The organism is Blautia wexlerae DSM 19850 (genome assembly GCF_025148125.1).
Classification (GTDB): Bacteria; Bacillota; Clostridia; order Lachnospirales; family Lachnospiraceae; genus Blautia_A; species Blautia_A wexlerae.
The window spans coordinates 3,303,192-3,328,584 of sequence record NZ_CP102267.1 but is presented as its reverse complement, the minus strand read 5'-3'; the positions used below and the strand labels follow the sequence as shown (position 1 = coordinate 3,328,584).

Below are 25,393 nucleotides of genomic sequence, written 5' to 3'. Positions count from 1 at the left end.
TTCAAATATCCGGCAGGGATAAGCGCGTGTTATACGCGCCACCCTGCCGGATATTTGTTTTTCAGGATCTGGTTGACCAGTTTACCGAAGCCAATGGGATATCCATCTGCACAGAGGAGATGCCAGCCTTTTTTGTGAGCTGCTTCCTCGGGTTCGATATTTAAGGTTTCGCCCTTTAAATATCTGGTGATCCTTTCGTCAGAAGCGGAGAGAGAGATGACTGCTTCTGCTTCATCTTTGCGGATCGCCAGTGCAAGTGGCTGAGACGGCTCGAAGCGGTTTTTCTTCAGGTCACCGAGATAGAGACCGTTTCTTAAGAAGGTGATGCCGCGGAAGTTGTGGGCAACCGGGGGAAGATAGTAGGCTTTATCACCGCGGATTTCCACACGTTCCCAGTCAAATGGCTGACCGCAGAGGGTTTTCAGACCGATTTCGTTCAGAAATTCCTCAATTAGTGGAAATGCGTTTTTGTCCGGTTTTGTGTGAGGACGGGAGCTTTCCTTGATTGCCTGTCCTTTTTTACGGAAGAGCGCAAGGAAGTGTCCCTCTCCGTTCATTTTGTGTGGGAAAATCCGGATGCATTTGGTAAGCTCAGGATTTCCGTTTCCCCATTCAGGAACTCCATGGGAGAAGCCTTCATAATCTTCCATTTCTGCCAGTTCCATGTCAGGACGGTTTTTCAGAAGCCAGGAAACAGTTTGTTCGTCTTCTGCAGGCGCGAATGTGCAGGTAGAGTAAAGCATCAGTCCGCCGGGACGGAGCATATCGGCTGCCTGGAGGATAAGCTCTTTCTGGATTTCGGAAAGCTCCATGGATTTTTCGGGAGTCCAGTCTTTGGCAAGGGCTTCTTCCTTACGGAACATTCCTTCTCCGGAGCATGGAGCATCCAGGATGATCTTGTCGAAGAATTCGGGGAATGCTTTGGTTAACTTTGCAGGTGTTTCGTTTGCTACGAAGACATTTGGGATGCCGAAGAGTTCCAGGTTGCGAAGGAGGGCTCTGGCGCGGGAAGTGCTGATATCGTTTGCTACCAGAAGTCCCTGTCCCTGAAGTGCTGCGCCTGCTGCAGTTGCCTTGCCGCCCGGGGCTGCGCAGAGGTCCAGGACTCTGTCACCCGGCTCGATGGGGATGCGGGAGGCGGGGGTCATGGCGCTGGGTTCCTGAAGGTAGTAGAGGCCGGCCTGGTAGTATGGGCATCTGGAAGGACGGATGTCTTCATCGTAGAAGTAGCCGTTTTTGATCCATGGGATCTGACGGGTTGGAAATGGAGACAGGTTTTCGAAGTCTTCGCAGGTGATCTTGGAGGTGTTTATGCGCAGGCCGTAGGTTCGGGGAGCGCTGAAGCTGGAGAGGAAGGAGGGGTATTCGTTGCCGAGCATTTCTTTCATTCGGGTGAGGAAGGCGGGGTGGAGGGGTGTTGTGTTTTCGTTCATAATTGGGTAGGTTTCCTTTGCTGTAGTTTTGGGTTGGTGGGGGGACGCGCAGGAAAATATATCTGTCTGAGTGCGGTTTCGGCATCTAAGATCTTCTAAGTCGGTAAAAATCTGCTAAAAGCATGGAGAAAAATGCAAAACTCGCTCCGCTGCAGGCTTCGCTCAGACAGGTTGCGATTTTTCTCCATAACGCAGATTTCTACCGGCTAAGAAGATCTAAGATGCCTGCAAATGCACTCAGACAGATATATTTTCCTGCGCTGTTTACTGAAAATGACTGTAGTATAACGTGAGGTTTATGGAATATTAAGTTTATGAAATATTATAGCAATTCCATAAAATAATGCAATCAAGACAGTTCAGCAGGACTTCACGCTATGATGGACTGGATTGTTTGCAGTAATTTATGAAATAAGAAATTGATATGTAACAATACTTTCAAATGCATTATTTATGAGGATCGCTATAGTGAACCGGAAGACGTTAAGGAGGTATTTTCAGTAAAGGTATCAATATGATTATAAAGTATAAATGATTTTTGCTAAATAGTATTGACAAAATCATATTATACATCATATAATATCGTTAACAAAACAATATTGATGTTCTGTATAGTATGTGAACAGGATGGAATAAATGTATCAGATGTGAAATGGCGTTTACCTTTGGTATAGTCTGGAGCATTTTTCAGACACGCTCTAAGACTGGATTGCAGAGATGATGCTGTCTGTACAGAACATAATTGAAACGAGGGAGTGAGCATATGGTTTTTAATACGGGTGCTGCGCTTCTGGATGCGGTTGTTCTGGCGGTTGTTTCTAAGGAGAAGGAAGGGACTTACGGGTATAAGATCACGCAGGATGTGCGTGGAGTTCTGGATGTTTCGGAGTCTACTTTGTATCCGGTGCTCAGGAGGCTGCAGAAGGATGATTGTCTGGAGGTTTATGATATGGCGTATGCAGGGCGTAACAGGCGTTATTATAAGCTGACGGACAGAGGTGCTGCGCAGCTGGAGTTTTATAAAGCTGAATGGAAAATTTATGCATCCAAGATAAGCGGGATGTTTGAGGGAGGAATAGGATGATGGACAGGGCGCAGTTTATGCAGGAGCTGGAGAAGCTGCTTGCTGATATTTCCGAGACAGAGAGGCAGGATGCCCTTGATTTTTATAATAGTTATTTCGATGATGCAGGAGCTGAAAATGAAGCTTCGGTGCTCAGGGAACTTGGAAGTCCCAAGAAAGTTGCAGCGATCATCAAGGCGGATCTGAAAGGTTCGGCAGGAGGCTATGAGTATGGAGAATATACGGAGCATGGCTATGAGGATGCCCGGACTAAAGAGAGAGGACAGATGCCTGAGAAATATGGAGAAGAGTCGGGAACAGGGAAGCGTTTTTTCAGAAAGGGGAATCAGGCGGTGCTGATCCTTGCGGTGATCCTGCTGGTTTTTATTTCTCCTTTTGTTAAGGGGGCTGTTGGTGGGATTCTGACATTTGCAGTTGGAATCTTACTGCTTCCGTTCTGGCTGATCGTTGGATTGGGCATAGGCGCTATGGCTTTACTGGTTGGCGGAATTGCAGCTGTTGTGGCTGGAGCAGGGCTTTTGGCTGTAATGACCGGAACCGGGATCCTGACGATAGGAATTGGATGTCTGATGATTGCTCTGGCAATCCTTATGATATTAGGACTGATCAGCATCGCAGTACACATTGTGCCGAAATGGTTTCGGAAGATTACCGATTTTTTTAACAGGTTGCTCTACAGAAAGAGAAAGGAGGAGGTTAAATGAAGAAGTTTACAAAAGGAATGTTGATCGCAGCGGGGATTTTTGGTGCTGTGGGAATCGGGCTGACAGCTGCCGGTGGTGTTATGGGAGCCAGTATGTCGGAACTGACAGGGGTGAAAAGTCTGAAAAGGGTGCTTCTGGTGGCAGACGGGGATTATGATTATGATGACAGCGATGATTATGATGACGATGATGATTATGACGATTATGATTATGATGACAGCGATGACTATGACAGCGATGATTATGACGACAGCGACGACTGTGACGACAGTGAGGATTATGCCCGCGCTGTTGATGAGAATGAGGAAGATGGCACTGTATATCAGTTGAAGTATCAGCCCACAAAGCTGGATATAGAGCTGAAGTACGATGAGCTGATTCTGGAAGAGGGCGACAGTTTCTGTGTCAGAGTTTATGATGACAGTGGGAAGAATGTGACAGTGAAGGAGAGTTCAGATACTCTTAAGGTCAGAAGCACGAAAAAACTGTCTAAAAACAGAAAGGTGTGTATCTCCTATCCGGAAGATGTTAAGCTTCAGGAGCTGGAGATTGAGATGGGTGCAGGTACTGTTTATCTGAACAGAGATGTTGAGACAGAGAAGCTGAGTGTGGAGATGGGAGCCGGGGAATTTGAAAGTAAGAATCCGGTGACTGCAAGGGAGGCAGATCTGGAAATCGGAACCGGAAGTATGACATTTGCAGATCTGAGCGCCAGGAAGACAGATGGAGAATGTGGTCTGGGTGAACTGGATCTGACACTGACCGGTATGCAGGAGGATTATAATTATGATCTGGAATGTGGAGTGGGAAATCTGGATGTAGGTTCTGATTCCTACAGTGGACTTGGACGGGAGAAAACCATTTCCAATAAAGGTGCAGACAGGAAACTGGATCTGGAGTGCGGTATGGGAAATATATCAGTAGATTTCTCCGGGAAAGAGCACAGAGATTTGCAGATATCCTGAAGAGCATGTACTCTGACGTGCAGAAATAAAAGTGGTATTTAACCGAATCAGGAAGTTATTCGGTGTAGAGTAAGTAGCGAAGCGGATGATTTTATCTGCTCGACTAATCTGGATTTAAGGAGGAAATGGACATGGGTGACAAACGTTTATACAAATCATCAGAAAACAGTATGCTTTGCGGTGTATGTGGAGGAATCGCAGAATATTTTGATATTGACCCTACGTTGGTGCGTCTGGCATGGGTGATCCTTACCTGCTTTGGCGGTGCGGGAATCTGGGCATATATCATTGCGGCAATTATTATTCCCAAAAGATAACAGAATCCAATCTGCAATAGACAGAAGTTTAACCGAATCAGGCAGGCAGCGAAGCGGATTGCGAATATCCGTTTGAATGAAATACAGTATAAAAATTAAGAAAACAGCCCATACTCCAAAGAAAAGGAGTGTGGGCTGTTTTGGATAAAGAGAAGGAAATAAAAGCTTATCTTGATGGAGAATTATTGCCGGAGGTCAGAATGAAGTATGAAATTGCAGAGGAAATGGGACTGCTGGACAGAGTATTGAGTGATGGATGGAAAAGTCTGTCTGCAAAAGAGACCGGAAGGATCGGAGGATTGATGACGAAACGAAAAAAAGAGAAACTGAAAAAATAAATGAATGATATGGGATAAACATATAACGGAATAAACTTGTTCTCCGGGCGATGATGCTGTAAAATTAGAGCAAGTAGCGAAGTGGATAATTTTATCTGCTATAAATATGGGAGGACAATAAAATGAAGTTAGGTATTCTGGGAGCAGGAGGCATTGCTTCTACTATGGCGAAAACAGTGGCAGGAATGAAAGATGTGGAGGCGTATGCGGTTGCTGCCCGTGATCTGGAACGTGCCCGGGTATTTGCACAGAAATATGAAGTAAAAAAAGCATATGGATCCTATGAGGAAATGCTGGCAGATGATGAGGTTGAACTGGTTTATATCGCAACTCCTCATTCACACCATTATCTGCATGCAAAGATGTGTCTGGAAGCGGGAAAGCATGTGCTTTGTGAAAAGGCATTTACTGTAAATGCAGAGCAGGCACAGAAATTATTTGACCTTGCAAAAGAGAAAAAGCTTCTGATCACAGAAGCAATCTGGACGAGATATATGCCGTCCAGAAAGATGATCAACGATATTATTGAAAGTGGTGTGATCGGCGAAGTTACCGCAGTTACGGCGAATCTCAGCTATACAATAAGTCATGTGGAACGTATCCGTAAACCGGAGCTTGCAGGAGGTGCTCTTCTGGATGTAGGCGTATATCCAATCAATTTTGCCTCCATGGTGCTTGGCGATAAGGTAAAGGATGTAAAGGCTACTGCAATCTTTCAGAATGGAGTGGATATTCTGGATAGCATTGCCATGGTGTTTGAGGGAGACCGCATGGCAACCCTTCAGTGTGGAGCAAGGGAAATCTCAGACAGAATGGGAAGTATTTTCGGAACCAGAGGATATATGCAGGTGCAGAATATCAATAATCCGGAAAAGATTACAGTGTTTGATACCGAACATAAAGAAGTGGCTTCTTATGTTGTGCCGGAACAGATCTCAGGATATGAATATGAGGTAGAATCCTGCATGAAAGCAATTCATGAGGGAAAAACGGAGTGTCCGGAAATGCCTCATGCGGAAACAATAAGGATCATGAAAATCATGGACGACATCCGTAAATCCTGGAATTATGAGATTCCCTGTATCGAATAAAAAGTGTGGAATAATCTTATAAAAAAGACCAGTAATGTTTTTGACATATACCCGAAACATTACTGGCTTTTCTGATATTCATGACCATTATACAACATGTCATTCCGTAATTACAGAAACATTCCCGTCCAGTGGTATATTAATATTAATTAGGTAAATTGATACTTTTATATTTTATTATCTGGAGGAGAAGAATGAAAAGTAATTACAAAATTTTTACAGCAGTTTTTTTATCGGCAATTATGACAGCAGCAGCTCCGTTAACAGTATGTGGGGCGGAAGTTTTTTCGGCGGGAGAATCTTTCAGTGATGGAACGGGGAGTATTCCTGCCATATTGACAGATATGGTTCTGCCGGATGGAGAGATTGGAACGGAATATCAGGTACAGCTTGAAGCTGATACAGATGTGAACTGGAGTCTGGAAGAGGGAAGTGAGCTTCCGGCGGGATTTACGTTGTCTTCCGGGGGAGTGATCAGTGGAATGCCACAGGAGGAAGGGAGTTTCAGCTTTACTGTACAGGCGGACAATGGTATTGGAGTTTCTTCACAGGAACTGAGCCTTTATGTTGCACAGCGTGAGCAGGAACCTGTTATAAAGCAGTATGAGCTGACATCAGGTACTGCTTTGATCGATCTGGGAATTCATGCAGAGGGAGAACAGTCACGTAAGCGGTTATTTCTTTATAATGCAGGAACAGATTCGCTTCATCTCTCTGATTTTCCGCAGAGCAGATATTTTGATTTTTCCTACGCACCGATTTTCGATACAAATACGGATGAAGAAATGCAGCCCGGAAGTTGTGCGGCTGTGGACATTGATGATAAGAAGAATCTGCCTGCCGGAAATTATGAAGAGACAGTGACATTTGAGACAAAAGAGGGTGCTTCCTGTAAGGTTACTCTGAAAGTAATTGTGGGAGCTTCCTCTGAAAAAGATTATGAGCTGAGTATAGAAACAGGTACAGAAGAAGAATTTACAGAAAGCGATTTCTATGACCCGGAATTTCGTGTGGAGAAGTATGTAGTGGTCAGAAATTCAGGAAAAAAGGAAACCAGAATACGGATAGATACTTCTGGTCTTAAGAATTTTGAAGTGGATGACCAGATGGCAAAGTGGACAGAAGATTATGAGGAACAGGATTCCAAAAAGCTGCTGAAACCGGGAGAAACGCTTTATTTTTATATATTGCCGAAGCAGGAATACGGAATTTATGATGAAACGTTTGCATTTCTCGCAGATGACGGAAGCAGATATCCTCTTCATGTTACAATGAACAGAGAGAAGAATCCGACAGAAAAGAAGCAGCTGGAAATTACTGAAAAGTCTGCCGGGGGTTTTCCGACAATGCAGTGGGGCTATAAGACACTTCCGGAAGCAAAGACATATATTCTGAAAAATGTTACTGATACAGATATGAAGCTGTCTTTTAACCGTAGTAAAGAATGTAGTGTGTTATTATCTGGAAATGCTTATCTGGCACCTGGGGAGAGCACAGAACTGAGACTCTGGCCCAAACTGGGGCTTTCGGTGGGAAAATATAGTTTTCAGGTGACTGTGACTGCGAAAACAGTGGCAGGAGAACACCTGACAACGCAGAATCTGTATAATTCTTTTATTGTAGGAGACCGGACTTATCAGGGACTGGCAGATGCTGTTGCGCCTGTGACCGGAATTACCAATGGTGCAGAAAAAACTGCTGATGCTTTGCATCTGCCGAAGTCGCTGGAAGTCTATGGCGCCGAGGTGAATGGAGAGAAAACAACATTTTCTGCGTCTGTGAAGTGGGATGTGGAGAATTGTGCTTATGATCCGAAAAGCAAGGCAGCTCAAAGTTTTCTGGTCAACGGATCTCTGGAACTGAATGAGGATGAAAATAATGAAGGGCTGGACACTGCCGTACAGATAATGGTACAGGTGGATGCTTATCAGACATTAAACAGACCAGTTATTGATACGCGGTGGACCAGAGTGATCACAAATTATGCAATGCTTTATCTGAGAGATCTTTCCAATGAAGCGGACGGCTATCAGTTTGTGACAGCGAAATCTCAGAAGGATCTGAAAAAGGGGAATTATACTGCGCAGACAAAAATTACAAATTCTGAACTGAATCAATATCCTGAGCTGAAGTATATTCCGGAGGGAACACATAGTCTTTATTGCAGGGCATACAAAGAGAACAGCAGCCATGTTATGGAATATGGGGAATGGTCAGACGGGGTTCCGGTTACGGTAAAGGTAAAGACTCCGGACGCACCTGTGGTTCAGAAGGTGCAGGTGAAGAAAAATGATGTCAGAATAGTACTTAACAGCAAGGGTGAGGAACCGGACGGTTACGATGTTGTTGCTGCCAGAAGTAAGAACGGAAAAGAACCATCGGATTATATAAAGGTAAAGAGTGGGTATTCCGGAAGCAGTAAAGAGCTTATCTTACGGGGCGTACCGGCAGGAACGTGGTATATTGGCGTACATGCTTATAAATATCTGAATGGGAGCAATACCAAAGTGCTCAGTAAATGGGCAGAGGTCAGGAAGGTAACTGTAAAAACAAGCCTTGTAACAGGAAAACCTGCTGTTAAATCAGCTAAGGTTTCCAGACAGGGAACAAAAAGAAATGTAACGGTGACGTTTACTGCTCCAAAGTCCTGTGATGGAACAGACTGGGTACTGGCAAAGAAAGTTTCCAAATCTGATGACGGCAGCTATACAGGTGTAAGCAGTTATGCTTATACAAAGAAAAATCAGACAAAAACCACGGTGGTCTTTAAAAGTGTGAAGCCCGGAGTCTACTACCTTGCAGGACGTGCCTATGTAAAAGGCTATGCAAAAAGTTATACGAAATGGTCGAAAATAAAGAAAATAGTTGTGAAATAAGCACTGTTGTCATTTGTTTCGCAGAGATTTCACTTTTAAGAAAAAAGATCTCCCTTTTACCAGGCGTTTATACCTGCTTTTTCCCGTAATACTCAAAGTTTACGGTACTGCCAATAAACTTATTATACTCAAATCTTGTCTGAATTTGGAGATAAATAATGTCCTTTTTATGACAGATAAGGGACATATGAGGCATCGAAGTCTGTGAAGTATGTCATAATGAACAGGAAAAGCACATTATGATAAAGGCATCGACATTTTTAACAAATGTAGAAAGGATAACAAAATGAAGCAGAAAAAGATTGCAATTATTATGGCAGGGATTTTAGCAGCAGCGGCTGCTATGACTGGCTGTGCGGAACAGAATAAAACAGAGACACAGGTTGATTATACGCAGAACTCACAGGAGAAATCCGAACAGACAAAACAAAAAACAGCAGAAAAATCTCAGCCGGATAAAAAACAGGTAAATAAAAGTACATCCATTGGAAAAGAAGATTCAAATCAGACTGCGGATAAGAAGACGAAAATATCTGCTTCATCCAATAATGCAGGCGACGTACAGAATTCAGAGAATGGAACAGACAGTACTGCGGGAACTGATACAGACGATTCCCAGACCACAGGGGTGGACACTTCTGCATCTGAAGATAATGGTTCAACAGGTAATGGTGGTACTCAATCTGATCAGAGGGCAGATCAGGCAATGATATATGACAGTGAGGGAAATGGAAGGCTGATTTCTGAAGCTGATGATGGAAACTGGTATGACAGTGACGGAAATTACTATGGAAGCTGGGAAGATATTGAAGATGCTATGGTAAATGAAAATGGTGTCACAGATCAGGATGGCAATAAATATTACTGGACAGCACCTCACGATGCATCAGAAGAGGTCACAGATCCGTATGACCTGTATTCCTGGGATCCGGGAACCAATTCCTATATACCGTTTCAGGCTGCGGAATCTGACTGTAGTCCTGTAGGCAGAGGAAACGGCTGGTATTATTATGATGAAGACAGCGGCGAATATGTTCCGTGGTAGAATATAAAAATGCGAAAAGAAGCAGTTTTGAGACCATTTTAATGGGTTTCAAAATTGCTTCTTTTTGTTATATACATGAATAGTGAAGGGGTATATCCGACAGAATCAGGGGACAGAATTCTGCCGGATGTTTATCTGGTAAAGATCAGCTGATCAGTTTCAGGAAAGTATTTCTGTCACAGGTTCCGGAAACTGTTAAGCCCTGTGCCTTCTGGAATGCCTTTACAGCAGAGAGAAGTCCTGAGCCAAAGGTACCGGGAATCTCTACACCGTTTGGATCATAAGCACGTAAAAGAAGGAGAATCTCAGCGGCAGTTACCATATACTGTGTTTCACCATTTTTTACATAATGCTGTCCAAGAGCATTGTCTGTGTTTGTTCCCCAGATACCGTCTACATCCAGACCGGCACCATAATCCCTGTTCAGAGCTGTCTGAAGAACTTTAACGCCTGCTTTTTTGGTAGCAGCGTCTCTTTTTCCGGTAATAGAGATTCCTGCATTGGCGAATTTATTGGCATAACCCTGACCTTTGCGGATTTTTGCATTTCCTGCAGTTGGCTGAGGTTCAGGATCAGGATCAGTAGTTGAAGAATCTTCAGTATAACGGAGAACGCAATCCCAGGGGAAATTGTAATAACTCTGAAGTTTGATCTCTTTTCCGCTCTGATCTCCGGGTTTACCACCATGATATCCATTATTTTCATTTTTGCTGGCAGATACCACCTGACCATTACCAATGTGCATTACTGTATGACTTGCGATGTTTAATAATACATCGCCACGTTTCATGCCACTTCCTGTGCTGAGATTAACTTTGGAAGTTACATCCTTAAAGCCGCAGGACAGAAAAACGGATTTCATATTTCCTGTATAAGTGGCTCCTTTTGTTTTTACAGGAACACCAGCCTGCTGCCATGCGGAGATTACCAGTGAAGAACAATCGTAGTCCGGTCCCCATCTGTTATCCTGATCATATCCGTGTGCCGGATCGTTTGCGATTTCAATTGCCCATGTTACTGCTTTTTCTGTTTTTGTCATTTTTTTATCCTCCTGAAATTTGATTATTTATTTGCTCACCGGTGATACATCTTATAAAGAGTGAGAAAAGGGAAAAATGTAAACATGAAACAGAAAAAAATAAAAAGCATTTCCTGATTGTTGCTTCGAGGTCAGAAAAATGCTTTTCGAGGACAAAAACACGAAAATTGTCGAATTGTAATTATATTTAATCCTGATGAGAGGCCTGGTATATTTTCAGTATTTTTACAATGTATTCAGTCTGGCGTTCACCCATTTGATTCATGATTGAAATCGCATCCTGAATAGCCGGGCTTTGAATATCTTTATTATGAGGAAGCAGATCATAAAGAAAATAGTCAAGTCCCACATCAAGAATTTCAGAAAGCTTAAGGAGATTTTCAATAGTAGGCATATACTTACCTGTTTCAATCCGGCTGATCGTACTTACAGATAAACCACTTAATTCTTCCAGGTGTTCCTGGGTAATATTTCTGTTGATCCGAGCTTCTGCAATTCTTTTTCCGATAGTATTGTTTTTCATAAATAAAAATCCTTTCCTTTGATAAAGTTTAACAGACGGAATTAAATATGTATAAGGATATAAATGACAAGCGACTAATCAAATTTGATATGTTTTATGACAGGAGGAATATAGGAATATGGACGAATATACAAAGGATTTGTATACCATGATGTTTTCTTTGCAGACTTTGCAAAATCAGGGAATTACAATCAGAGAAACTGTATATAAAAGTCTGGACAAATTACTGTTATGGAATAAAGAATCTGAAAACAGTAAATATCTCGAATTAGCGTTGCTTCATATGCAGGCTTATGCTAATATGGGATTTGCTTTAGATGAAGAAAATAAGACAATACGTGAGATATTAAAAAAGACAGGAAAGACCAGAGAAGACTTTTTCCCGAAAGGATATCTTCTTGGAAAGAGAATTAAACTGACCAAGTCACAGGTTCGTGGTATGATTGGAAGATGGAGACCTTCCAGAGACAGTCCGATGACAATCGGAGAACTGGTGGATGATATCATCAGAAAGGTAAAAAACCATGAGGAAGGCAGATACATTTATCAGTATCACAGAACTGATGTGACAACCAAAGGGGATATCGAGGTTTATGAGCTGGTCATCAATAAGGATGAAAGTTATTTTTATGATGTGAAGAAATTCAGATTTTATACATTCATGGAGGAATAATTGCTATGATAAGAATAATGATTCTGGATGATGACGAAATGTATCTGAAAAAAGAAAAGGATATCACAGAACAGTATTTTGCAGAGAAAAACGTAGATTGCACGGTAACGATATACCAGAATGTGGAATGGTTTCTGCTGGGATTGAATGAAGAAAAATTCGATATGTATATTCTGGATATCCGGATGCCTGGAGAAAACGGAATAGAGGCAGCGAGGGAAATTCGCAGACTTTATCCGGATCCGGTTATTATATTTATTACAAATTTTGTGGATTATGCAATAGAAGCATATGAGGTAAACACCTATCGTTATATCCCCAAAGAGTGTCTGAAGGAAAAACTTCCGCAGGCTTATGATGCGCTTCTTCCTGGAATTATGGAGAAAGAAGAGCGGTACTATATCATAAATAAAAGAAATGAAGTTGAAAAACTGGCATATTCTGATATTTTCTATATGAAAAAAGAAGGAAAATATGTCATTTTTGTGCACAGGCGTGGGGAAGTAAAGATCAGAGCAAGTCTGTCAACAGTAGAAAAGGAACTGAATTCAAAAGAATTTATTATATCTGACAGAGGATATCTTGCAAACATCCAACATGTGATGAAGATGAAAGGAAGGGATCTTTATATGCGGGACGGTAATATTATTACAGTTGGCAGAGAAAGATTCAAAGGTGTCAGAGAAGCAATTCTGAATTACTGGGGGGTATGAAGAATGCTGAAAGTTTTATTGTATGGACTGGCAACGTTTATGGAGACAGGGATAGGTGTCTGGATATTTAGCCAGACGTTTTCTGAACGAAGAATATTAGAAAAAAAATATTATGTTCTAGAGCGTGTCTGAAAAATAAAAATTGCACAAAACGCATGTTTTATTTCCCTTTTTCATGATAAAATAAAGAAAAAGGGGTGTTCACTATGTTGAGACGATATGAGTTGACTGATGAAGAATGGCTTCGCATTGAACCTTTATTACCTCCTGAAAATACTGGAAAACAAGGACGTCCAAGGAAAGACAATCGTATCATTATGAATGGAATTGTATGGCTTGCACGTAGTGGGGCACCTTGGCGCGATCTTCCTGAACGTTATGGTTCATGGAAAACTGTCTATAGCCGATTCCGAAAATGGATCGATGATGGTATCCTTGATAATATTTTCCGTATTTTAAGTCTTGAAGCAGAATTGGAAGAATTATCCATTGATGCTTCTATTATCCAGGCGCACCAGCATAGTGCCGGTGCAAAAAAAGGGGGCCTTCAAATGAAATCGGGCATAGTCGTGGAGGAGCCAGCACCAAAATCCATGCGGTAGTAGATGCCTATGGATATCCAGTTTATTTAATGATCAGTGAGGGACAGCGTAATGATATCAATTATGCAATCCCTTTGCTCGATCAAATTGAAATAAACGGAAGCAATGTGTTAGCTGACCGAGGATATGACAGTAATAAATTGCTTGATTATGTGTACGCACGCGGTGGAGAGCCAACCATTCCATCCCGAAAGGGAGCTAAATTTGAACGTCATTGTGATTGGTGGTTATACAAAGAACGCCATTTAGTAGAAAAGTATTTTCTGAAATTAAAAGCATTCCGACGAATCGCTACACGTTATGACAAATTAGCTGCAACCTACTTGGGATTTATTTGTATCGCCTCAATATTAATTTGGTTAAAATAAACAATTTAAAATGTTTTTCAGACACGCTCTAGAATGGCTGTTGTATTCTTTGATTTTTTTTGGAATTTATAATTTTTCTGTTTCATTATGGCAGATTGATAAAAAAATAGAAAAATATGTCATAAAAGTTATTTGTATATACATAATTGGATTAATTGCAGGAATTATATATGATATTTTTTTTGTAAAGAAAAAGGAGATGGTCTTAAGAAGAATATTATATATCGGCATGATATTTTGGTTAACTGCTCAGTATTGGGCTGGATATCAATCGTTGTTAATGATTATTCTTGGGAGTGGAATAATTGTATTATATGTTTTTTGCTACTTTGATTGCACATTTAAACAGGCATATGTTTGGAATTTTTTCTATGCAGTTAATATAGGATTGATAAAAGAGGCTTATGTTGTATATGCAGGGGTGTTTAACCATAAACAGTGGGATGATTTTTATTCATATCCGAGAGGACATACATATCAGGAAGTTATATTTTGGATTTTAGGCTGTTTATTCATATTTTGGATAATTAAATTTATTTTGTCAGTAAACAGTATAAAAGGAATATTGCGTACACGTCTGAAGGAACTTTTTATTATTGGATTGTTAGAGTATGTTTTATTAATAGTTAGCATCATATACAAATTTGGTACGATTAAAAAGGAAAATTTTGTAATGACCGCATGTTTATTAGCAGTTAGTAATATAGCATTGATTGGTGTATATGTTAAGTTTCAAAAAAAGACCCTAGAAATGAGAAATCAGATTTTAGATATGAGATGCAAATTAATGGAAGAAGAATATGAAGAATTGAGAATGTCATATGACCGGTATCGGTGTTTGGTGCACGATGAAAAACATTTGCTTTTATATATAAAAGAATGCCTGGAAAATGGAGAACTGGATTCATGTATCACTTTTTTGAATCATTACAAGAGAGAAAGCATTAGATATAGTGGAGTAGCGTGGACAGGAATTCCAGAAATAAATTTTATGTTGAATATAAAAGTGCGAAAAATGGAAGAAAAGAATATTTTTTTTAAAGTAGATTCAAAAATAGAAAAAATTCCGATGAAAGACATAGATTTTGTTGTACTCCTAGGAAATCTTTTGGATAATGCAATAGAAGCTGCTGAAAAGTGTGAAGAGGGAAAAGGTAAAATTACGTGTATTTTTCGAAATATTAATGATATGTTTATTTTTAAAGTAAAGAATACAAGCATATATAAACCTTATGAAAAAAACACTAAATTTTATACAAGTAAAAAAGAGAAAGATGAGCACGGATGGGGGATTGAAAGTGTCAAACAAATTGTAAGAAAGTATAATGGTGAAATAGATTTTAAATATGATAAAGATTTTTTTGAAGTAGAAATAATAATTAGCGATAATACATAATGGGAGAGTGACGGTTATGAACGAAATGAATGATAAAATAATAGGAAATGTGGAAAAAGAATTAGATGAAATAGAGATAATAGATACGGAAAGTATAGAAGAGAAATTGTCTTTTATTGTATATGGAACTATAGTGTGTTGCTGAAATTGGATTATTTATGCAGAAAAAATCGAACTATGTTTCTTAAAATATTAATCTTAGATGTACATCGGCAGAAAAATTTTGGAAATCTAAAAGGAAGTACGCCAAAAGAACAATATGATTATTATGAAAAAAAATATCTTAACAATGCAACATATGTAAAATCTTTACTGCAGGAATATCCCGAGTTAAAACGTCTGCTTGAATTGAAAAATAACTCTATCCAGAGAGCAGAATGTGAAATCAGGAAATCTCTTTATGCAGAAAAAGAACAGATACAAAAAATATTCTGTGATGGAAGAAAGTTTTCCGGGACTGTGGGAATTTACATGTCGAAAGGCGATATACACAGAGGAGGACGAAGTGTGGCGAAGGTAGAATTGGATAATGGAACAATTCTGTACTATAAGCCACATAGTCTTGATAAGAATATAAAATATCAGGAACTTTATAACTATTTATGCAGAAAAACAGGAATTTCCTGCAGGACGGTACAATATTTATCTCATGATTCCTATGGATGGGAAGAAAAAATTGAGAATATTCCCTGTAAAAACGAAAGTGAGGTGGAGCATTATTATTTCAGAATGGGCATACATCTGTTTTTGGGATATGCCCTCGGAGCAACAGATCTTCATGGTGAAAATATTATTGCACATGGAGAATATCCTGTGATTATCGATATGGAGACATATCCGGGATATTTAAAACAACAATCAGAGAAAGACGGAAGTAGTGTAGAAGAAAAAATAAACAAAAGTACAGAGATAAAATTGGCAAATTCGGTTATACATACAGGAATGCTTCCTGTTCTCACATGGGGCAGAGGAAACAGAGGAGTTCTTATAAGTGCAATGGGAACAGAGGAAAAGATAAAAACACCGTTTAAACTTCCTGTGGTAAAGGATGATAAAACATCTGATATCCACATAGAATATGAACCTGTGGAAATGCAGATAAAGGAATGCATTGTAAGACTAAATGATCAGGTTATCAATGCGGCAGATTATACGGAATGCATTATCAGAGGATTTTGCAGAGCGTACATGGTGGCAATGGCAGATAAGAAAGTGGAGGTGATGTTGTCCGGCTTTTTTGACGGACGTTCCAGAGTTGTACTGCGGCATACCCAACAGTATGCAATGTATCTTATGGCTTCGTTTCATCCGGATTATATGAAGTCAAGAGAATGCAGGAAAGCTCTTTTGAATGTGATTCACAAAGAGGGGGAATCTTCTTTTATGAAAGAGATTCATGATTATGAAATTGACAGCCTTCTGGAAATGGATATACCCTGCTTTGAGATTGATGCGAACAGCAGATCTGTTTATGATGGAAATGGCGGAGAACATAAAGAATATCTGCCCTGTACTCCTTATGAGTCATGGCGAATGCATATGAAGCAGATGAGTTACTCTGATATGGAATGTCAGTGTGATTATATCAGGCTGTCCATGGAAATGCTGAAGGCATCTGATGGAAAGAAAAAGATGTTTCCGACCAGGATAAAGGGATATGACACAGATAAAGAGCGCAAAATATACAGTCAGATCAGAAAGATAGTTCATCGAATCTGCAGCAGAGCAATTATCCGGGAACAGAGCGCCGGCTGGGCGGGTCTGCAATTCTGGGATAATGGTCACTGGAATCTCAGATCAGGTGGAATATATTTATATGATGGAATATCCGGGATAGTCTTGTTTCTTGCAAAATATCTTCATGATTTTGAAGAAAAGAATGCAAGTGCAGAAGAAATTTATCATCTTGCTGTTTTGAGATTGAAAGCTTATACAGATGAAATACACAAAAAACAGATTTATGATAAAAATCTTCTGACAGGTATTGTAAATGGAGAAAGCTCGGTGGTATATACCTATCTTTATCTGTTTAAACTTACAGGAAAAAGAGTGTGGATGATTTATGCGGAAAAGCATTTCAGCATTATTGAGAGGGTATGGAAAGAAGATTCACAACTGGATTATCTGAGCGGAAATGCCGGAGCTATTGTAGTGGCAGTGATGTTATATAAAGAAACCGGAAATCTGAAATATTATGAAATAGCGGCAGATATGGAAAAAGATTTGTGGAAGAAAGGACAGGAAACCGGAAATGGATACGGATGGAGATTAAAAGGAACAGACGGACCGCTGGCTGGAATGTCTCATGGCAACAGTGGATTTCTGATGGCTTATGCAGCGTTGTATGAATGTAATCATAAAGCGGAATATGCTGATAAAATACAGCTTTTGCTGAGATATGAGGATTCTCTGTACTCAGAGAAAGCCGGAAACTGGAAGGATTTACGAGAGAGTTCAGGGGAAAGCTTCATGAATGCATGGTGCCATGGGGCGCCGGGAATCCTGCTTTCACGAATGAAACTGGAGGAGCTGTTTCCTGAGGATATGCAGATTAAAAAAGACAGGTTAAATGCTGCAGACTCTTTGTTTTATGGAGAACAGGATGAAAAAATTTGTCTGTGTCATGGGATGTCCGGGAATTTACTTATTATGAAGAAGTACCTTCGAAAATATGGTAATAAAAAAATGAAGGAGCAATATGAGGCGTTATGTGACTGCCTTTTATTTCAACTGGATCACCCGGCAAAAATATCTGGGACAGAATATCTGAATCTGGCTTTTATGAATGGCATTTCCGGTACGGGAATGGCATTAATGGAAATTTTATGAAAACTAAGGGAACACCTGCAGACTGTAAATTTATGGTCAGCAGGTGTTTCTTTTATTTGTTTTCGGAAATATATCTGAGAATTAGTTTCTTCTTCATCCGATTGACGTACTGGCGGGACAGCTTCAGTTTCCGGGCAATCTGGGCATCGCTTTTATCCTGATAAAAGTACATGGACAGAATTTTTCTCTGGACACTGTCCGAAGGGTAAGAGTTGATATATGCGGTTACATCATAATAGGTGTCATCAAAACTGTCGGGAGCCTGTAATGAAACAGAACAAGAATCAAAATCATCTTTTTCAGGTTCGGAAAGACAACTGCGGCAAAGGGAACGATATCTGTTTTCGACAGAGGTCTGCATGTATCTGATACATTCACCTTCTGAGGATGAAGAACTTAAATATGGCAATGTCTTTAACAAAGTAAGATACAATTCCTGTGTGGAATCTTCGCGTTCCATGCAGTGAATCCGGGATGCATATCCTTTCACAAGCGGTTCCATACGTTTGAGAATTTCACTGTCTGAATCTGGGATACCATTTTGATAATTTTGGATAAGTTCTGTCAGTGTTTTCATAGGTATCTACCTCCTTTTTAGGGGAAGTAGTAAGAAAACTGCTGATCAGAAACTAAAAAAGAAAAAAATTTGTGAGTTTACAAATGGAAGAGAAAAAACTCTTTATTAAGTGAGGTTGCAAATTTAGATCAGCGATAGGAGAAGAAATACATGGTAAAAAGAGATTTGCAAAATAATTGTAGAGAATAGAAATATGCTTTAAATTAAAACGGTAATAATAAGATTAGAAAAGACTTTTAGTAGACAAAACATAGAAAAAGTTTGCATAATAAAAGAAGATTAAGGAAGGAGGCAGAAACCATGGAAACAACGGTTATGAATGTGGCAGTTTCACAGGGAATCTGGGCTGTGCTTGCGGTTTTTCTTCTGATTTACATTGTGAAATCAAATGAACAGAGGGATACAAAGCAGGAAGAACGAGAGAAAAATTACCAGACGGTGATTGAGAGTTTAACTGAGAAATTTCAGATTCTGAATCAGGTTCAAAGCGATCTGAAAGAGATTAAGGATAATCTTTTTAACAAAAATTAAATAGGGAAAAGAAAAAAGCCTTTTCTGCAGGATATATTTTTCCAGCGGAGAGGGCTTCTGTCATTTTAGGTAAGAAAATAGGTTAATTTGAGAAAAATATGTTTACTAAAATGGTAGATGAATATAAGCATAACATTCGTGTCCATTAGAATACTTTTAATCCCAGATTTACAGATGTTCGTATAGTAAATGGTATATTATGATAATAAAACCTGACTTTTGGGTAGTGTAAAATAGATTAAAAAAAATGGCCGCAATCCAAGTGTTTATGCGAGGGTGTAAAAATTCTTGTGTCTATGGAAAGTAAATCTTTCTGATAAGAAATAGATATGTAAAATTTTGCTGTCGAATTAATGATTATGCGGCTGTCGAATATATCTTTGTACTTACAGTATTGCCATGTAGGAAAATTATATACATCATTTTCGATTTTTTTGCATGACAAGTAAGGCATCATGATTACCTTAACTTCCAAAAATGAGTAGCCCTAACGAAAATAAAATTTTAAAAAAGCCCGTATTTCTGCGGAAATTATTGCAAAAATACGGGTTGTGCTGTACAATAAATTTAGGGCTATATAAACCTGAATAAAGGAGGCAAATATGTACCTGAAATCAAGAGTTAAGCTACCGGATGTGCATGGAAAATTGACCCGATTAAGACGCGGGGATATCACATATATTAAGTATGAGTATGATCGCTATTATGATCCGGAGAAAAAATATACCTATCCACAGAGAGCGACTATAGGCAAGGTATGTCCAGATGATGACACTATGATGATTCCTAACGAAGCCTTTCTGAAATACTTTCCAGATGCAGTCTTATCAGGGATGGAAGACCGGACAGAACGTAGCAGCTGTCTGCGGGTTGGTACATATGCTGTAATGCATAAAATAGTATTGGATTATTCGTTAGACAAGCTGCTCGGACAGTTCTTCTCTGAGCGGGATATGGCATTATTGCTTGACCTTGCCTCTTACTCTATTGTAGAAGAAAGCAATGTGGCACAGCATTATCCGGATTACGCATACAATCATCCACTGTATAGTTCTGGTATGAAGATCTATAGTGATGCGTCGGTAAGTGATTTCTTTAAGAGCATCACCAAGGATAAGAGTACAGGCTTTCTGAATGAATGGAATGCAAAGAGAAATCGAAGGGAGCGTATTTATATTTCCTATGATTCTACGAATAAGAACTGTCAGGCCGGAGAGATTGAACTGGCTGAATTCGGTCATGCCAAGACAGATATCGGTTCAGCTATCATCAACTATTCGGTTGGATATGATCTTAAGAATAAAGAACCACTCTTTTATGAAGCCTATCCTGGAAGTATTAACGACGTATCACAGCTTAGGACCATGCTTGGTAAAATCACTGGGTATGGCTATAAAAAAATCGGTTTCATTTTGGACAGGGGATATTTCAGCCGTGGAAATATACGCTATTTAGACGAATGTGGTTATAGTTTTGTGATCATGGCTAAAGGCATGTCTTCTTTCATAAGTGATTTGATCTTAGAGAACAAAGGAACGTTCGAAAATAAGCGCTCTTGTGACATGAATGCCTATGGTGTGTATGGAAAAACAGTACAAAGGACTTTATTTGAAGGCGATGAAAAAAAGAGATACATTCATATTTATCATAGTATTTCAAAAGATGCTGATGAACGGGAGCATTTTGAAAACGCACTGAGAGAGCGGACAGCTTTGCTGATGTCACATCAGAATGAAACAGTAGAGTTCGGTTCAGCTTACGAAAAATACTTTTATCTTCACTACGATAAAGATGGCGTGTTTTTATATCCGGAAGAAAAAACAACTGTGACAGAACGGGAAATATCATTATGCGGATACTTTGTTATTATTACATCCGAAAGGATGACCGCAAAGGAAGCACTGCATCTTTATAAGAGCCGTGATGTATCTGAGAAACTTTTTGCCTCTGATAAATCATTCCTTGGAAACAAGAGCATGCGTTCACATACAAACGAAGGAGTTGAGGGAAGGATTTTTACACAATTCATCGCACTGATAATCCGAAACAAAATTTATACTGCATTACAGGAAGAGAACGAAAAACTTGAGAAGAAACAGAATTATATGACAGTTCCGGCAGCAATCAGGGAACTTGAGAAGATTGAAATGACACGCCAGACGGATAATGTATACCGGCTGGACCATGCTGTAACAGCAAAGCAGAAAAAAATCTTAGAGGCTTTTGGGATGAATGAAGGAAACATTACTTATCGAGCCGGAGAGATCAGTAATACACTTAAGAAATCAAACATTCAGAAAGAAAGGCGGTAAATATGGCACGTGAAATAAACGCAGAACTACTGGACACTAAAATTGAAAAAGCACAGAAGAATCTGGTGAAAGCAAAGCATCGGTATGATGCTGCGGCAGCAACATTAAAAGATTTATTGGATAAGAGGGATGCACTTCGCCAGAAAAAGTTATTGGATGCTATAGCACAGAGTGGACGGAGCTATGAAGAAATCATGCAGTACCTGCACAGTAAATCTGAAGAGGCGTGATCAAATGTTAACGGAATACTATTTTGCAGTCAGGTATGGAGATATCATTATTCTTCTCTATCATGAAGATATGATGTCTGTATGGGAATTATTATTTAAGAACAGCCAGAAGGAAAAGGCATTGAAAAGATTTTTAGAATACTGCTACATGATAGATGTAAAAGTAGCATTCGAAGGTTTGAAAGGAGAAAAAACCAAAGGGTTAAAGGCAACTCTTAAATTTGCGAAAGAACATGATATGTGTATGACTGAAGCACAGATTCAAGGTGCCAATAACATGTAAATTTCCAGCCCGAGATGCTTTTAGGGCTATTCCAGGCTGGAAATTAAGGCAGCTGCTAAACAAAAGGCTTTCAGACTACAGGCGAACATATGTTGCTGCAAAACTGTGGAGATTAATTTAAATTTGCATTTTGGTTCGGGGTCATTAGAATACTTTTAATACCAGAAATACAGGATCTTTTATAGTTAGTGATATATTATGATAATAGATGAATATTATTGATTGGAGGAGATTCTATGAAGTCAAAGAAAGTAAAGAAAATATTGTTGATTGCTTTAACGTGTGTAGCAATTTCTGCATCTGTCTCAGCAGAAGCTGCTATGAAATCACAGATAACCATTGAAAGTAAAAATAAGTATGAACAGTTGAAAATTTCAGAGAGCCGTGTGTATGGAGAATACCCAACTGGAGATTATAAGAAGATAATGCTTCTTCCTTCGGTTTCTAAAGTAGAAAAATTTTGTTTTGAAGATAATTTGAACATAGAAGAAGTAGAGTGGATGGCTTCAGTAGATACTGTTCCAGTTTTTGCCTTTAGCACATGTCCAAAGCTTAAAAGGGTAATACTTTCTGATAATGTGAAAAAAATTGGACAAAGTGCATTTATATACTGCGGTGAACTGACGAGTGTTAAACTTCCCCAAAATCTTCAAAGTATAGATTTTTTTGCATTTGCTGACTGTCGAAAACTGAAAACGTTATATATACCTGAAACAGTTACTGAGATAGGTGCTGAGGCGTTCATAAATTGTGATTCTCTAACAGTTCATGGAAAGAAAAATTCATATGCATACTATTACTGTAAGATGAATGGTATTCCTTTTGTAAGTGAGGGAACTGCTTCAAAACCAGAAACAAATCGTCCGTATATAAAATCTGTTGATTCAGATATAGTAAACAAACAAATCTATGTTACAATTGATTTGAGCGGAAAAGTAAAGAATGCAGATGGATATCAATATCAAATATATGATGGTACTAAGGTATTAGCTAATAAAAATTCTGCAAACACAACCTGTATATTAAAAAAAGTGCCGACTATGGGATTTGCCAGAGTCCGTTCTTATACTGTTCAAAATGGTAAAAAAAGTTATAGCAGGTGGTCTAATGAAATGCGTATGCCTCCTGTTAAACTAAATAAAGATAATATAAAATTAATAAAAATTACCGGGAAAAAGAAAACAGTAACCGCACAGTTTGGAAATTTAAAATACAGTGATGGGTTTGATTGCGTACTTAAGAATGCAGATTCAGGAGAAAATATTGTATTAAAAAATCAAAAGAAAAATACAGTTACTTTTAAAAATATAAAACCGGGAGTTTACTATTTGAAAGCGCATGCATATACGTTGTTGAATGGTATTAAACAGTTTGGCGTATGGTCAGATAATAAAAAAGTTGTTGTTAAATAGAAAATTGGAATTATAAAAAGCAGGCGAAAAACTGCCTGCTTTTTATAATGGAAATTTATGCTGTTATTGATGTAGCGAAATCAAGCTGTAATAAATTCAAGCGTATTATACTGAAAGAAGCCGTCAGTGGATGCTAAACCACTGGTGTGGGTAGCATCTTTGACATTGACATTGCACACAGCGATTAATTTATTATTTTGATCCAGAGCCACTGATTCCAGTTCAAAACTGTTATATGTGCGGCCCTGAGCATCTTTAGCAGGAATATCTGTAACAAATCCGAAATCCGGATATAAAAGTTTGCTATCATCAAGTTTTTTCAGATTATAATGAAGCAAGGTGTTTTTTGTTGTGATTTTAGTCGTTACTCCACTTACAGTATGTGGATTACTGGTTCCGACAAAAAGCCCTAATTTATTGTGATAGAAAATATCCTGGGATGTAGGCTGACCGGCGTTTACCAGTGTACAAAGATAAGTGGCTTTTACATTTTTTTCATTTTCAAATGTACATTTATAGAGCTTTAATGTTCCGTCAACAACGGACAATAATAAAGCTGTATTTGCCTCATAAAAATAATTAATTGCTTTAAGAGCAAATGATTTATCGTTATCGTTGGGAGTTACTGTATATGTTATTTCCTCATCCTCTTTGTTACTGCTGATAGCAACCACTTTGTTATTTCCTGCGACAACAAAGAATTTTCCGTTAAAACAGCTCATACCGTTGGCATGACCTAATAAACCGTCAGTGAATGTTTTAAAGTGAGATACACCTGCGCTTGTATTCATATAATTTTTACAGTAGCCAAGAACAGCGACTTTATCTTGACTTTGTTTTATAAAATATGGAGTATTGTTTCCGTTAAAGGATACACATCCCAGATTAGTTGTTTCATAGTTGGGATCTACTTTGGTAGGTACACGGGCTCCTGCTTTAAAACCGCATGCAAAAGTATAGGTTTTACCGGAGTAGGTAATGCCTTCCAGCACAGAGAATTTATCTTCTGCGGTTCCATCAGATGTTATAACATTGGATGCAAGCACAAGGTGATTGGCTTTCATACAGATTGATTCAAGGTTGTACTGCTTATATTCACCTGTTTTATTTACATTGATGACCGAACATGGAGTGTATTTTTTACCTTTATCATCAGTAAGATGATAATCAACTACCAGAATACGGTTCTGAAGTGTTGAAAAAGTGTTATTTGTCAGGATAAATAATCCAAATGAAGTGTGATAGTAAATATCCTGAAGCCGTGTGGTATAACCAAAACCTGAGTTAGTAACTGTGAATGTACTTGCTGCTTCAGCAGCCTTCCAGTCTACAACACTGAAAGCTAATGTCCCAGCATTGCTCTTGTCAGCGTAATGCATAATGATAAATTTCTCGTTAGTTCCGTCAGCAGCAGTGATACCTAATGCGCCTTTTGGACAAATTTCATTGATACTGTACGTACCGAGCTGATTGCCTTTGGTATCCAGTTTTACGATGGTTGTAGAACCGCCGTAACCTTTATGGTCTTCTGCAAGCATATACAGATAATTTCCAATTTTGGTAAGTCCCAGAGCGAACCAGTTCAGATCTTTTTTTACGGCAGTTGCTTTTGTTGCCATGTAGTCAGTCGTTTTGAGTAATGTAGTTTTAAGACCGGTTGTCTTTACGCAATACATATCTGACCCCACAATGGCAATTCCCGCTACATTTGTTGCACTTTTATCGGGAATCAGTGCACCGTCTACGGGGGTAGCTGAAATAGTTAAAGTTGTTCCGTTAAATGTTCCTGGCATAATTTTTGCCTCCTTTAAATTTTTTGAATTTGCAAATTCACTATATAAAGATGCTGCTTTTTGTGATTTGTAAACCATAAGTGTGTATATGAGCATGATTTTTTTCTTTTATGCGGAAATCAGGTAAGAATAAAAATAAAGATTCGAGGTCAGATGATGTATGTTTAGTCCCACTTTTATATTTTCGTCATCAGCTTAATGTAAAATAATAACGGGTAAAGAAGATATAAGATGTTCTGGTACATACAATTAAGAAGAA

Annotated in this window: 23 protein-coding genes and 1 pseudogene; 19 read left to right on the top strand and 5 right to left on the bottom strand. The window is 39.1% G+C overall.

All coding sequences use genetic code 11. The annotated features are described in order from the left end of the window. Window positions 1–29: 29 nt before the first annotated feature. The gene (locus NQ550_RS15530) at window positions 30–1,433 is read right to left on the bottom strand and encodes an RsmF rRNA methyltransferase first C-terminal domain-containing protein (protein WP_025579772.1); all 1,404 of its coding nucleotides are present in this window, start codon (window positions 1,431–1,433) and stop codon (window positions 30–32) included. Window positions 1,434–2,196: 763 nt separating this feature from the next. Between NQ550_RS15530 and NQ550_RS15525 the strand changes: the two genes are divergently transcribed. From NQ550_RS15525 to NQ550_RS15490, 8 genes are all read left to right on the top strand, one after another. After that, window positions 2,197–2,517: a PadR family transcriptional regulator gene (locus NQ550_RS15525; RefSeq protein ID WP_020993548.1), complete on the top strand. Its 321-nt coding sequence runs from the start codon at window positions 2,197–2,199 to the stop codon at window positions 2,515–2,517. Beyond that, window positions 2,514–3,221, top strand: a complete 708-nt coding sequence (locus NQ550_RS15520; protein WP_029677075.1) for a DUF1700 domain-containing protein — start codon at window positions 2,514–2,516, stop codon at window positions 3,219–3,221. The genes NQ550_RS15525 and NQ550_RS15520 overlap by 4 nt, the downstream gene beginning before the upstream one ends. Continuing rightward, the gene (locus NQ550_RS15515) at window positions 3,218–4,186 is read left to right on the top strand and encodes a DUF4097 family beta strand repeat-containing protein (protein ID WP_025579776.1); all 969 of its coding nucleotides are present in this window, start codon (window positions 3,218–3,220) and stop codon (window positions 4,184–4,186) included. The genes NQ550_RS15520 and NQ550_RS15515 overlap by 4 nt, the downstream gene beginning before the upstream one ends. A gap of 131 nt (window positions 4,187–4,317) precedes the next feature. Further along, window positions 4,318–4,503 (top strand): PspC domain-containing protein, encoded by a 186-nt coding sequence (locus tag NQ550_RS15510; protein ID WP_008706626.1) that lies wholly within the window; start codon window positions 4,318–4,320, stop codon window positions 4,501–4,503. Between the two features lie 140 nt (window positions 4,504–4,643). After that, window positions 4,644–4,841, top strand: coding sequence for a small, acid-soluble spore protein, alpha/beta type (locus NQ550_RS15505; protein ID WP_022380942.1), 198 nt, complete (start codon window positions 4,644–4,646; stop codon window positions 4,839–4,841). 122 nt (window positions 4,842–4,963) lie between these two features. Next, entirely contained in the window at window positions 4,964–5,932 is a 969-nt protein-coding gene (locus NQ550_RS15500; protein ID WP_025579780.1) for a Gfo/Idh/MocA family protein, read from the top strand. Window positions 5,933–6,126: 194 nt separating this feature from the next. Further along, on the top strand, window positions 6,127–8,808 hold the full coding sequence (locus tag NQ550_RS15495; protein WP_025579781.1) for a putative Ig domain-containing protein: 2,682 nt from the start codon (window positions 6,127–6,129) through the stop codon (window positions 8,806–8,808). Between the two features lie 286 nt (window positions 8,809–9,094). After that, entirely contained in the window at window positions 9,095–9,853 is a 759-nt protein-coding gene (locus NQ550_RS15490; RefSeq protein ID WP_025579783.1) for a hypothetical protein, read from the top strand. Between the two features lie 145 nt (window positions 9,854–9,998). Here the strand turns inward: NQ550_RS15490 and NQ550_RS15485 are convergent, their stop codons facing one another. Together NQ550_RS15485 and NQ550_RS15480 are read right to left on the bottom strand one after the other, a co-directional pair. Further along, window positions 9,999–10,892 carry a C40 family peptidase gene (locus NQ550_RS15485; protein WP_025579784.1) on the bottom strand — a complete coding sequence of 298 codons (894 nt, stop codon included), beginning with the start codon at window positions 10,890–10,892 and terminating at the stop codon, window positions 9,999–10,001. A gap of 187 nt (window positions 10,893–11,079) precedes the next feature. Continuing rightward, window positions 11,080–11,415: a helix-turn-helix domain-containing protein gene (locus NQ550_RS15480; protein WP_025579785.1), complete on the bottom strand. Its 336-nt coding sequence runs from the start codon at window positions 11,413–11,415 to the stop codon at window positions 11,080–11,082. 118 nt (window positions 11,416–11,533) lie between these two features. On the opposite strand from NQ550_RS15480, the gene NQ550_RS15475 reads away from it, so the two are divergent. The 6 genes and pseudogenes from NQ550_RS15475 to lanM all read left to right on the top strand — a co-directional run bounded on the left by NQ550_RS15475 (window position 11,534) and on the right by lanM (window position 17,996). Continuing rightward, complete coding sequence (locus tag NQ550_RS15475) at window positions 11,534–12,088, top strand: hypothetical protein (RefSeq protein WP_025579787.1); 555 nt, start codon at window positions 11,534–11,536, stop codon at window positions 12,086–12,088. Window positions 12,089–12,093: 5 nt separating this feature from the next. Further along, on the top strand, window positions 12,094–12,801 hold the full coding sequence (locus tag NQ550_RS15470; RefSeq protein ID WP_025579789.1) for a LytR/AlgR family response regulator transcription factor: 708 nt from the start codon (window positions 12,094–12,096) through the stop codon (window positions 12,799–12,801). Window positions 12,802–13,007: 206 nt separating this feature from the next. Beyond that, window positions 13,008–13,771: pseudogene (locus NQ550_RS15465) on the top strand (IS5 family transposase). A 10-nt stretch (window positions 13,772–13,781) separates the two neighbouring features. Then, complete coding sequence (locus NQ550_RS15460) at window positions 13,782–15,167, top strand: ATP-binding protein (protein WP_025581190.1); 1,386 nt, start codon at window positions 13,782–13,784, stop codon at window positions 15,165–15,167. A 16-nt stretch (window positions 15,168–15,183) separates the two neighbouring features. Further along, the gene (locus NQ550_RS15455; protein WP_255601783.1) at window positions 15,184–15,312 is read left to right on the top strand and encodes a hypothetical protein; all 129 of its coding nucleotides are present in this window, start codon (window positions 15,184–15,186) and stop codon (window positions 15,310–15,312) included. 32 nt (window positions 15,313–15,344) lie between these two features. Then, window positions 15,345–17,996 carry a type 2 lanthipeptide synthetase LanM gene (gene lanM / locus NQ550_RS15450; RefSeq protein WP_025581191.1) on the top strand — a complete coding sequence of 884 codons (2,652 nt, stop codon included), beginning with the start codon at window positions 15,345–15,347 and terminating at the stop codon, window positions 17,994–17,996. A gap of 52 nt (window positions 17,997–18,048) precedes the next feature. On the opposite strand, the gene NQ550_RS15445 is transcribed toward lanM, so the two are convergent. Next, complete coding sequence (locus tag NQ550_RS15445) at window positions 18,049–18,573, bottom strand: RNA polymerase sigma factor (RefSeq protein ID WP_025581192.1); 525 nt, start codon at window positions 18,571–18,573, stop codon at window positions 18,049–18,051. A 300-nt stretch (window positions 18,574–18,873) separates the two neighbouring features. Between NQ550_RS15445 and NQ550_RS15440 the strand changes: the two genes are divergently transcribed. The 5 genes from NQ550_RS15440 to NQ550_RS15420 all read left to right on the top strand — a co-directional run bounded on the left by NQ550_RS15440 (window position 18,874) and on the right by NQ550_RS15420 (window position 23,341). After that, window positions 18,874–19,104, top strand: a complete 231-nt coding sequence (locus NQ550_RS15440) for a BhlA/UviB family holin-like peptide (RefSeq protein WP_025581193.1) — start codon at window positions 18,874–18,876, stop codon at window positions 19,102–19,104. A gap of 602 nt (window positions 19,105–19,706) precedes the next feature. Beyond that, window positions 19,707–21,416 carry an IS1634 family transposase gene (locus NQ550_RS15435; protein ID WP_025579939.1) on the top strand — a complete coding sequence of 570 codons (1,710 nt, stop codon included), beginning with the start codon at window positions 19,707–19,709 and terminating at the stop codon, window positions 21,414–21,416. Window positions 21,417–21,418: 2 nt separating this feature from the next. Then, window positions 21,419–21,646 (top strand): hypothetical protein, encoded by a 228-nt coding sequence (locus tag NQ550_RS15430; RefSeq protein ID WP_025579941.1) that lies wholly within the window; start codon window positions 21,419–21,421, stop codon window positions 21,644–21,646. Between the two features lie 4 nt (window positions 21,647–21,650). Further along, on the top strand, window positions 21,651–21,929 hold the full coding sequence (locus NQ550_RS15425; RefSeq protein ID WP_022381278.1) for a hypothetical protein: 279 nt from the start codon (window positions 21,651–21,653) through the stop codon (window positions 21,927–21,929). 236 nt (window positions 21,930–22,165) lie between these two features. Beyond that, a complete protein-coding gene (locus tag NQ550_RS15420; protein WP_022381279.1) occupies window positions 22,166–23,341 on the top strand; it encodes a leucine-rich repeat domain-containing protein in 1,176 nt (391 codons plus the stop codon). Between the two features lie 80 nt (window positions 23,342–23,421). Here NQ550_RS15420 and NQ550_RS15415 read toward each other — a convergent pair whose 3' ends face one another. After that, entirely contained in the window at window positions 23,422–25,134 is a 1,713-nt protein-coding gene (locus NQ550_RS15415; protein ID WP_025579942.1) for a hypothetical protein, read from the bottom strand. Window positions 25,135–25,393 lie beyond the last annotated feature (259 nt).

Bases quoted from the DNA above. Each gene is read 5' to 3' on its own strand.
- NQ550_RS15530 (WP_025579772.1), bottom strand. From the start codon at position 1,433: ATGAACGAAAACACAACACCCCTCCACCCCGCCTTCCTCACCCGAATG.
- NQ550_RS15525 (WP_020993548.1), top strand. From the start codon at position 2,197: ATGGTTTTTAATACGGGTGCTGCGCTTCTGGATGCGGTTGTTCTGGCG.
- NQ550_RS15520 (WP_029677075.1), top strand. From the start codon at position 2,514: ATGATGGACAGGGCGCAGTTTATGCAGGAGCTGGAGAAGCTGCTTGCT.
- NQ550_RS15515 (WP_025579776.1), top strand. From the start codon at position 3,218: ATGAAGAAGTTTACAAAAGGAATGTTGATCGCAGCGGGGATTTTTGGT.
- NQ550_RS15510 (WP_008706626.1), top strand. From the start codon at position 4,318: ATGGGTGACAAACGTTTATACAAATCATCAGAAAACAGTATGCTTTGC.
- NQ550_RS15500 (WP_025579780.1), top strand. From the start codon at position 4,964: ATGAAGTTAGGTATTCTGGGAGCAGGAGGCATTGCTTCTACTATGGCG.
- NQ550_RS15495 (WP_025579781.1), top strand. From the start codon at position 6,127: ATGAAAAGTAATTACAAAATTTTTACAGCAGTTTTTTTATCGGCAATT.
- NQ550_RS15490 (WP_025579783.1), top strand. From the start codon at position 9,095: ATGAAGCAGAAAAAGATTGCAATTATTATGGCAGGGATTTTAGCAGCA.
- NQ550_RS15485 (WP_025579784.1), bottom strand. From the start codon at position 10,892: ATGACAAAAACAGAAAAAGCAGTAACATGGGCAATTGAAATCGCAAAC.
- NQ550_RS15480 (WP_025579785.1), bottom strand. From the start codon at position 11,415: ATGAAAAACAATACTATCGGAAAAAGAATTGCAGAAGCTCGGATCAAC.
- NQ550_RS15475 (WP_025579787.1), top strand. From the start codon at position 11,534: ATGGACGAATATACAAAGGATTTGTATACCATGATGTTTTCTTTGCAG.
- NQ550_RS15470 (WP_025579789.1), top strand. From the start codon at position 12,094: ATGATAAGAATAATGATTCTGGATGATGACGAAATGTATCTGAAAAAA.
- NQ550_RS15460 (WP_025581190.1), top strand. From the start codon at position 13,782: ATGTTTTTCAGACACGCTCTAGAATGGCTGTTGTATTCTTTGATTTTT.
- NQ550_RS15455 (WP_255601783.1), top strand. From the start codon at position 15,184: ATGAACGAAATGAATGATAAAATAATAGGAAATGTGGAAAAAGAATTA.
- lanM (WP_025581191.1), top strand. From the start codon at position 15,345: ATGTTTCTTAAAATATTAATCTTAGATGTACATCGGCAGAAAAATTTT.
- NQ550_RS15445 (WP_025581192.1), bottom strand. From the start codon at position 18,573: ATGAAAACACTGACAGAACTTATCCAAAATTATCAAAATGGTATCCCA.
- NQ550_RS15440 (WP_025581193.1), top strand. From the start codon at position 18,874: ATGGAAACAACGGTTATGAATGTGGCAGTTTCACAGGGAATCTGGGCT.
- NQ550_RS15435 (WP_025579939.1), top strand. From the start codon at position 19,707: ATGTACCTGAAATCAAGAGTTAAGCTACCGGATGTGCATGGAAAATTG.
- NQ550_RS15430 (WP_025579941.1), top strand. From the start codon at position 21,419: ATGGCACGTGAAATAAACGCAGAACTACTGGACACTAAAATTGAAAAA.
- NQ550_RS15425 (WP_022381278.1), top strand. From the start codon at position 21,651: ATGTTAACGGAATACTATTTTGCAGTCAGGTATGGAGATATCATTATT.
- NQ550_RS15420 (WP_022381279.1), top strand. From the start codon at position 22,166: ATGAAGTCAAAGAAAGTAAAGAAAATATTGTTGATTGCTTTAACGTGT.
- NQ550_RS15415 (WP_025579942.1), bottom strand. From the start codon at position 25,134: ATGCCAGGAACATTTAACGGAACAACTTTAACTATTTCAGCTACCCCC.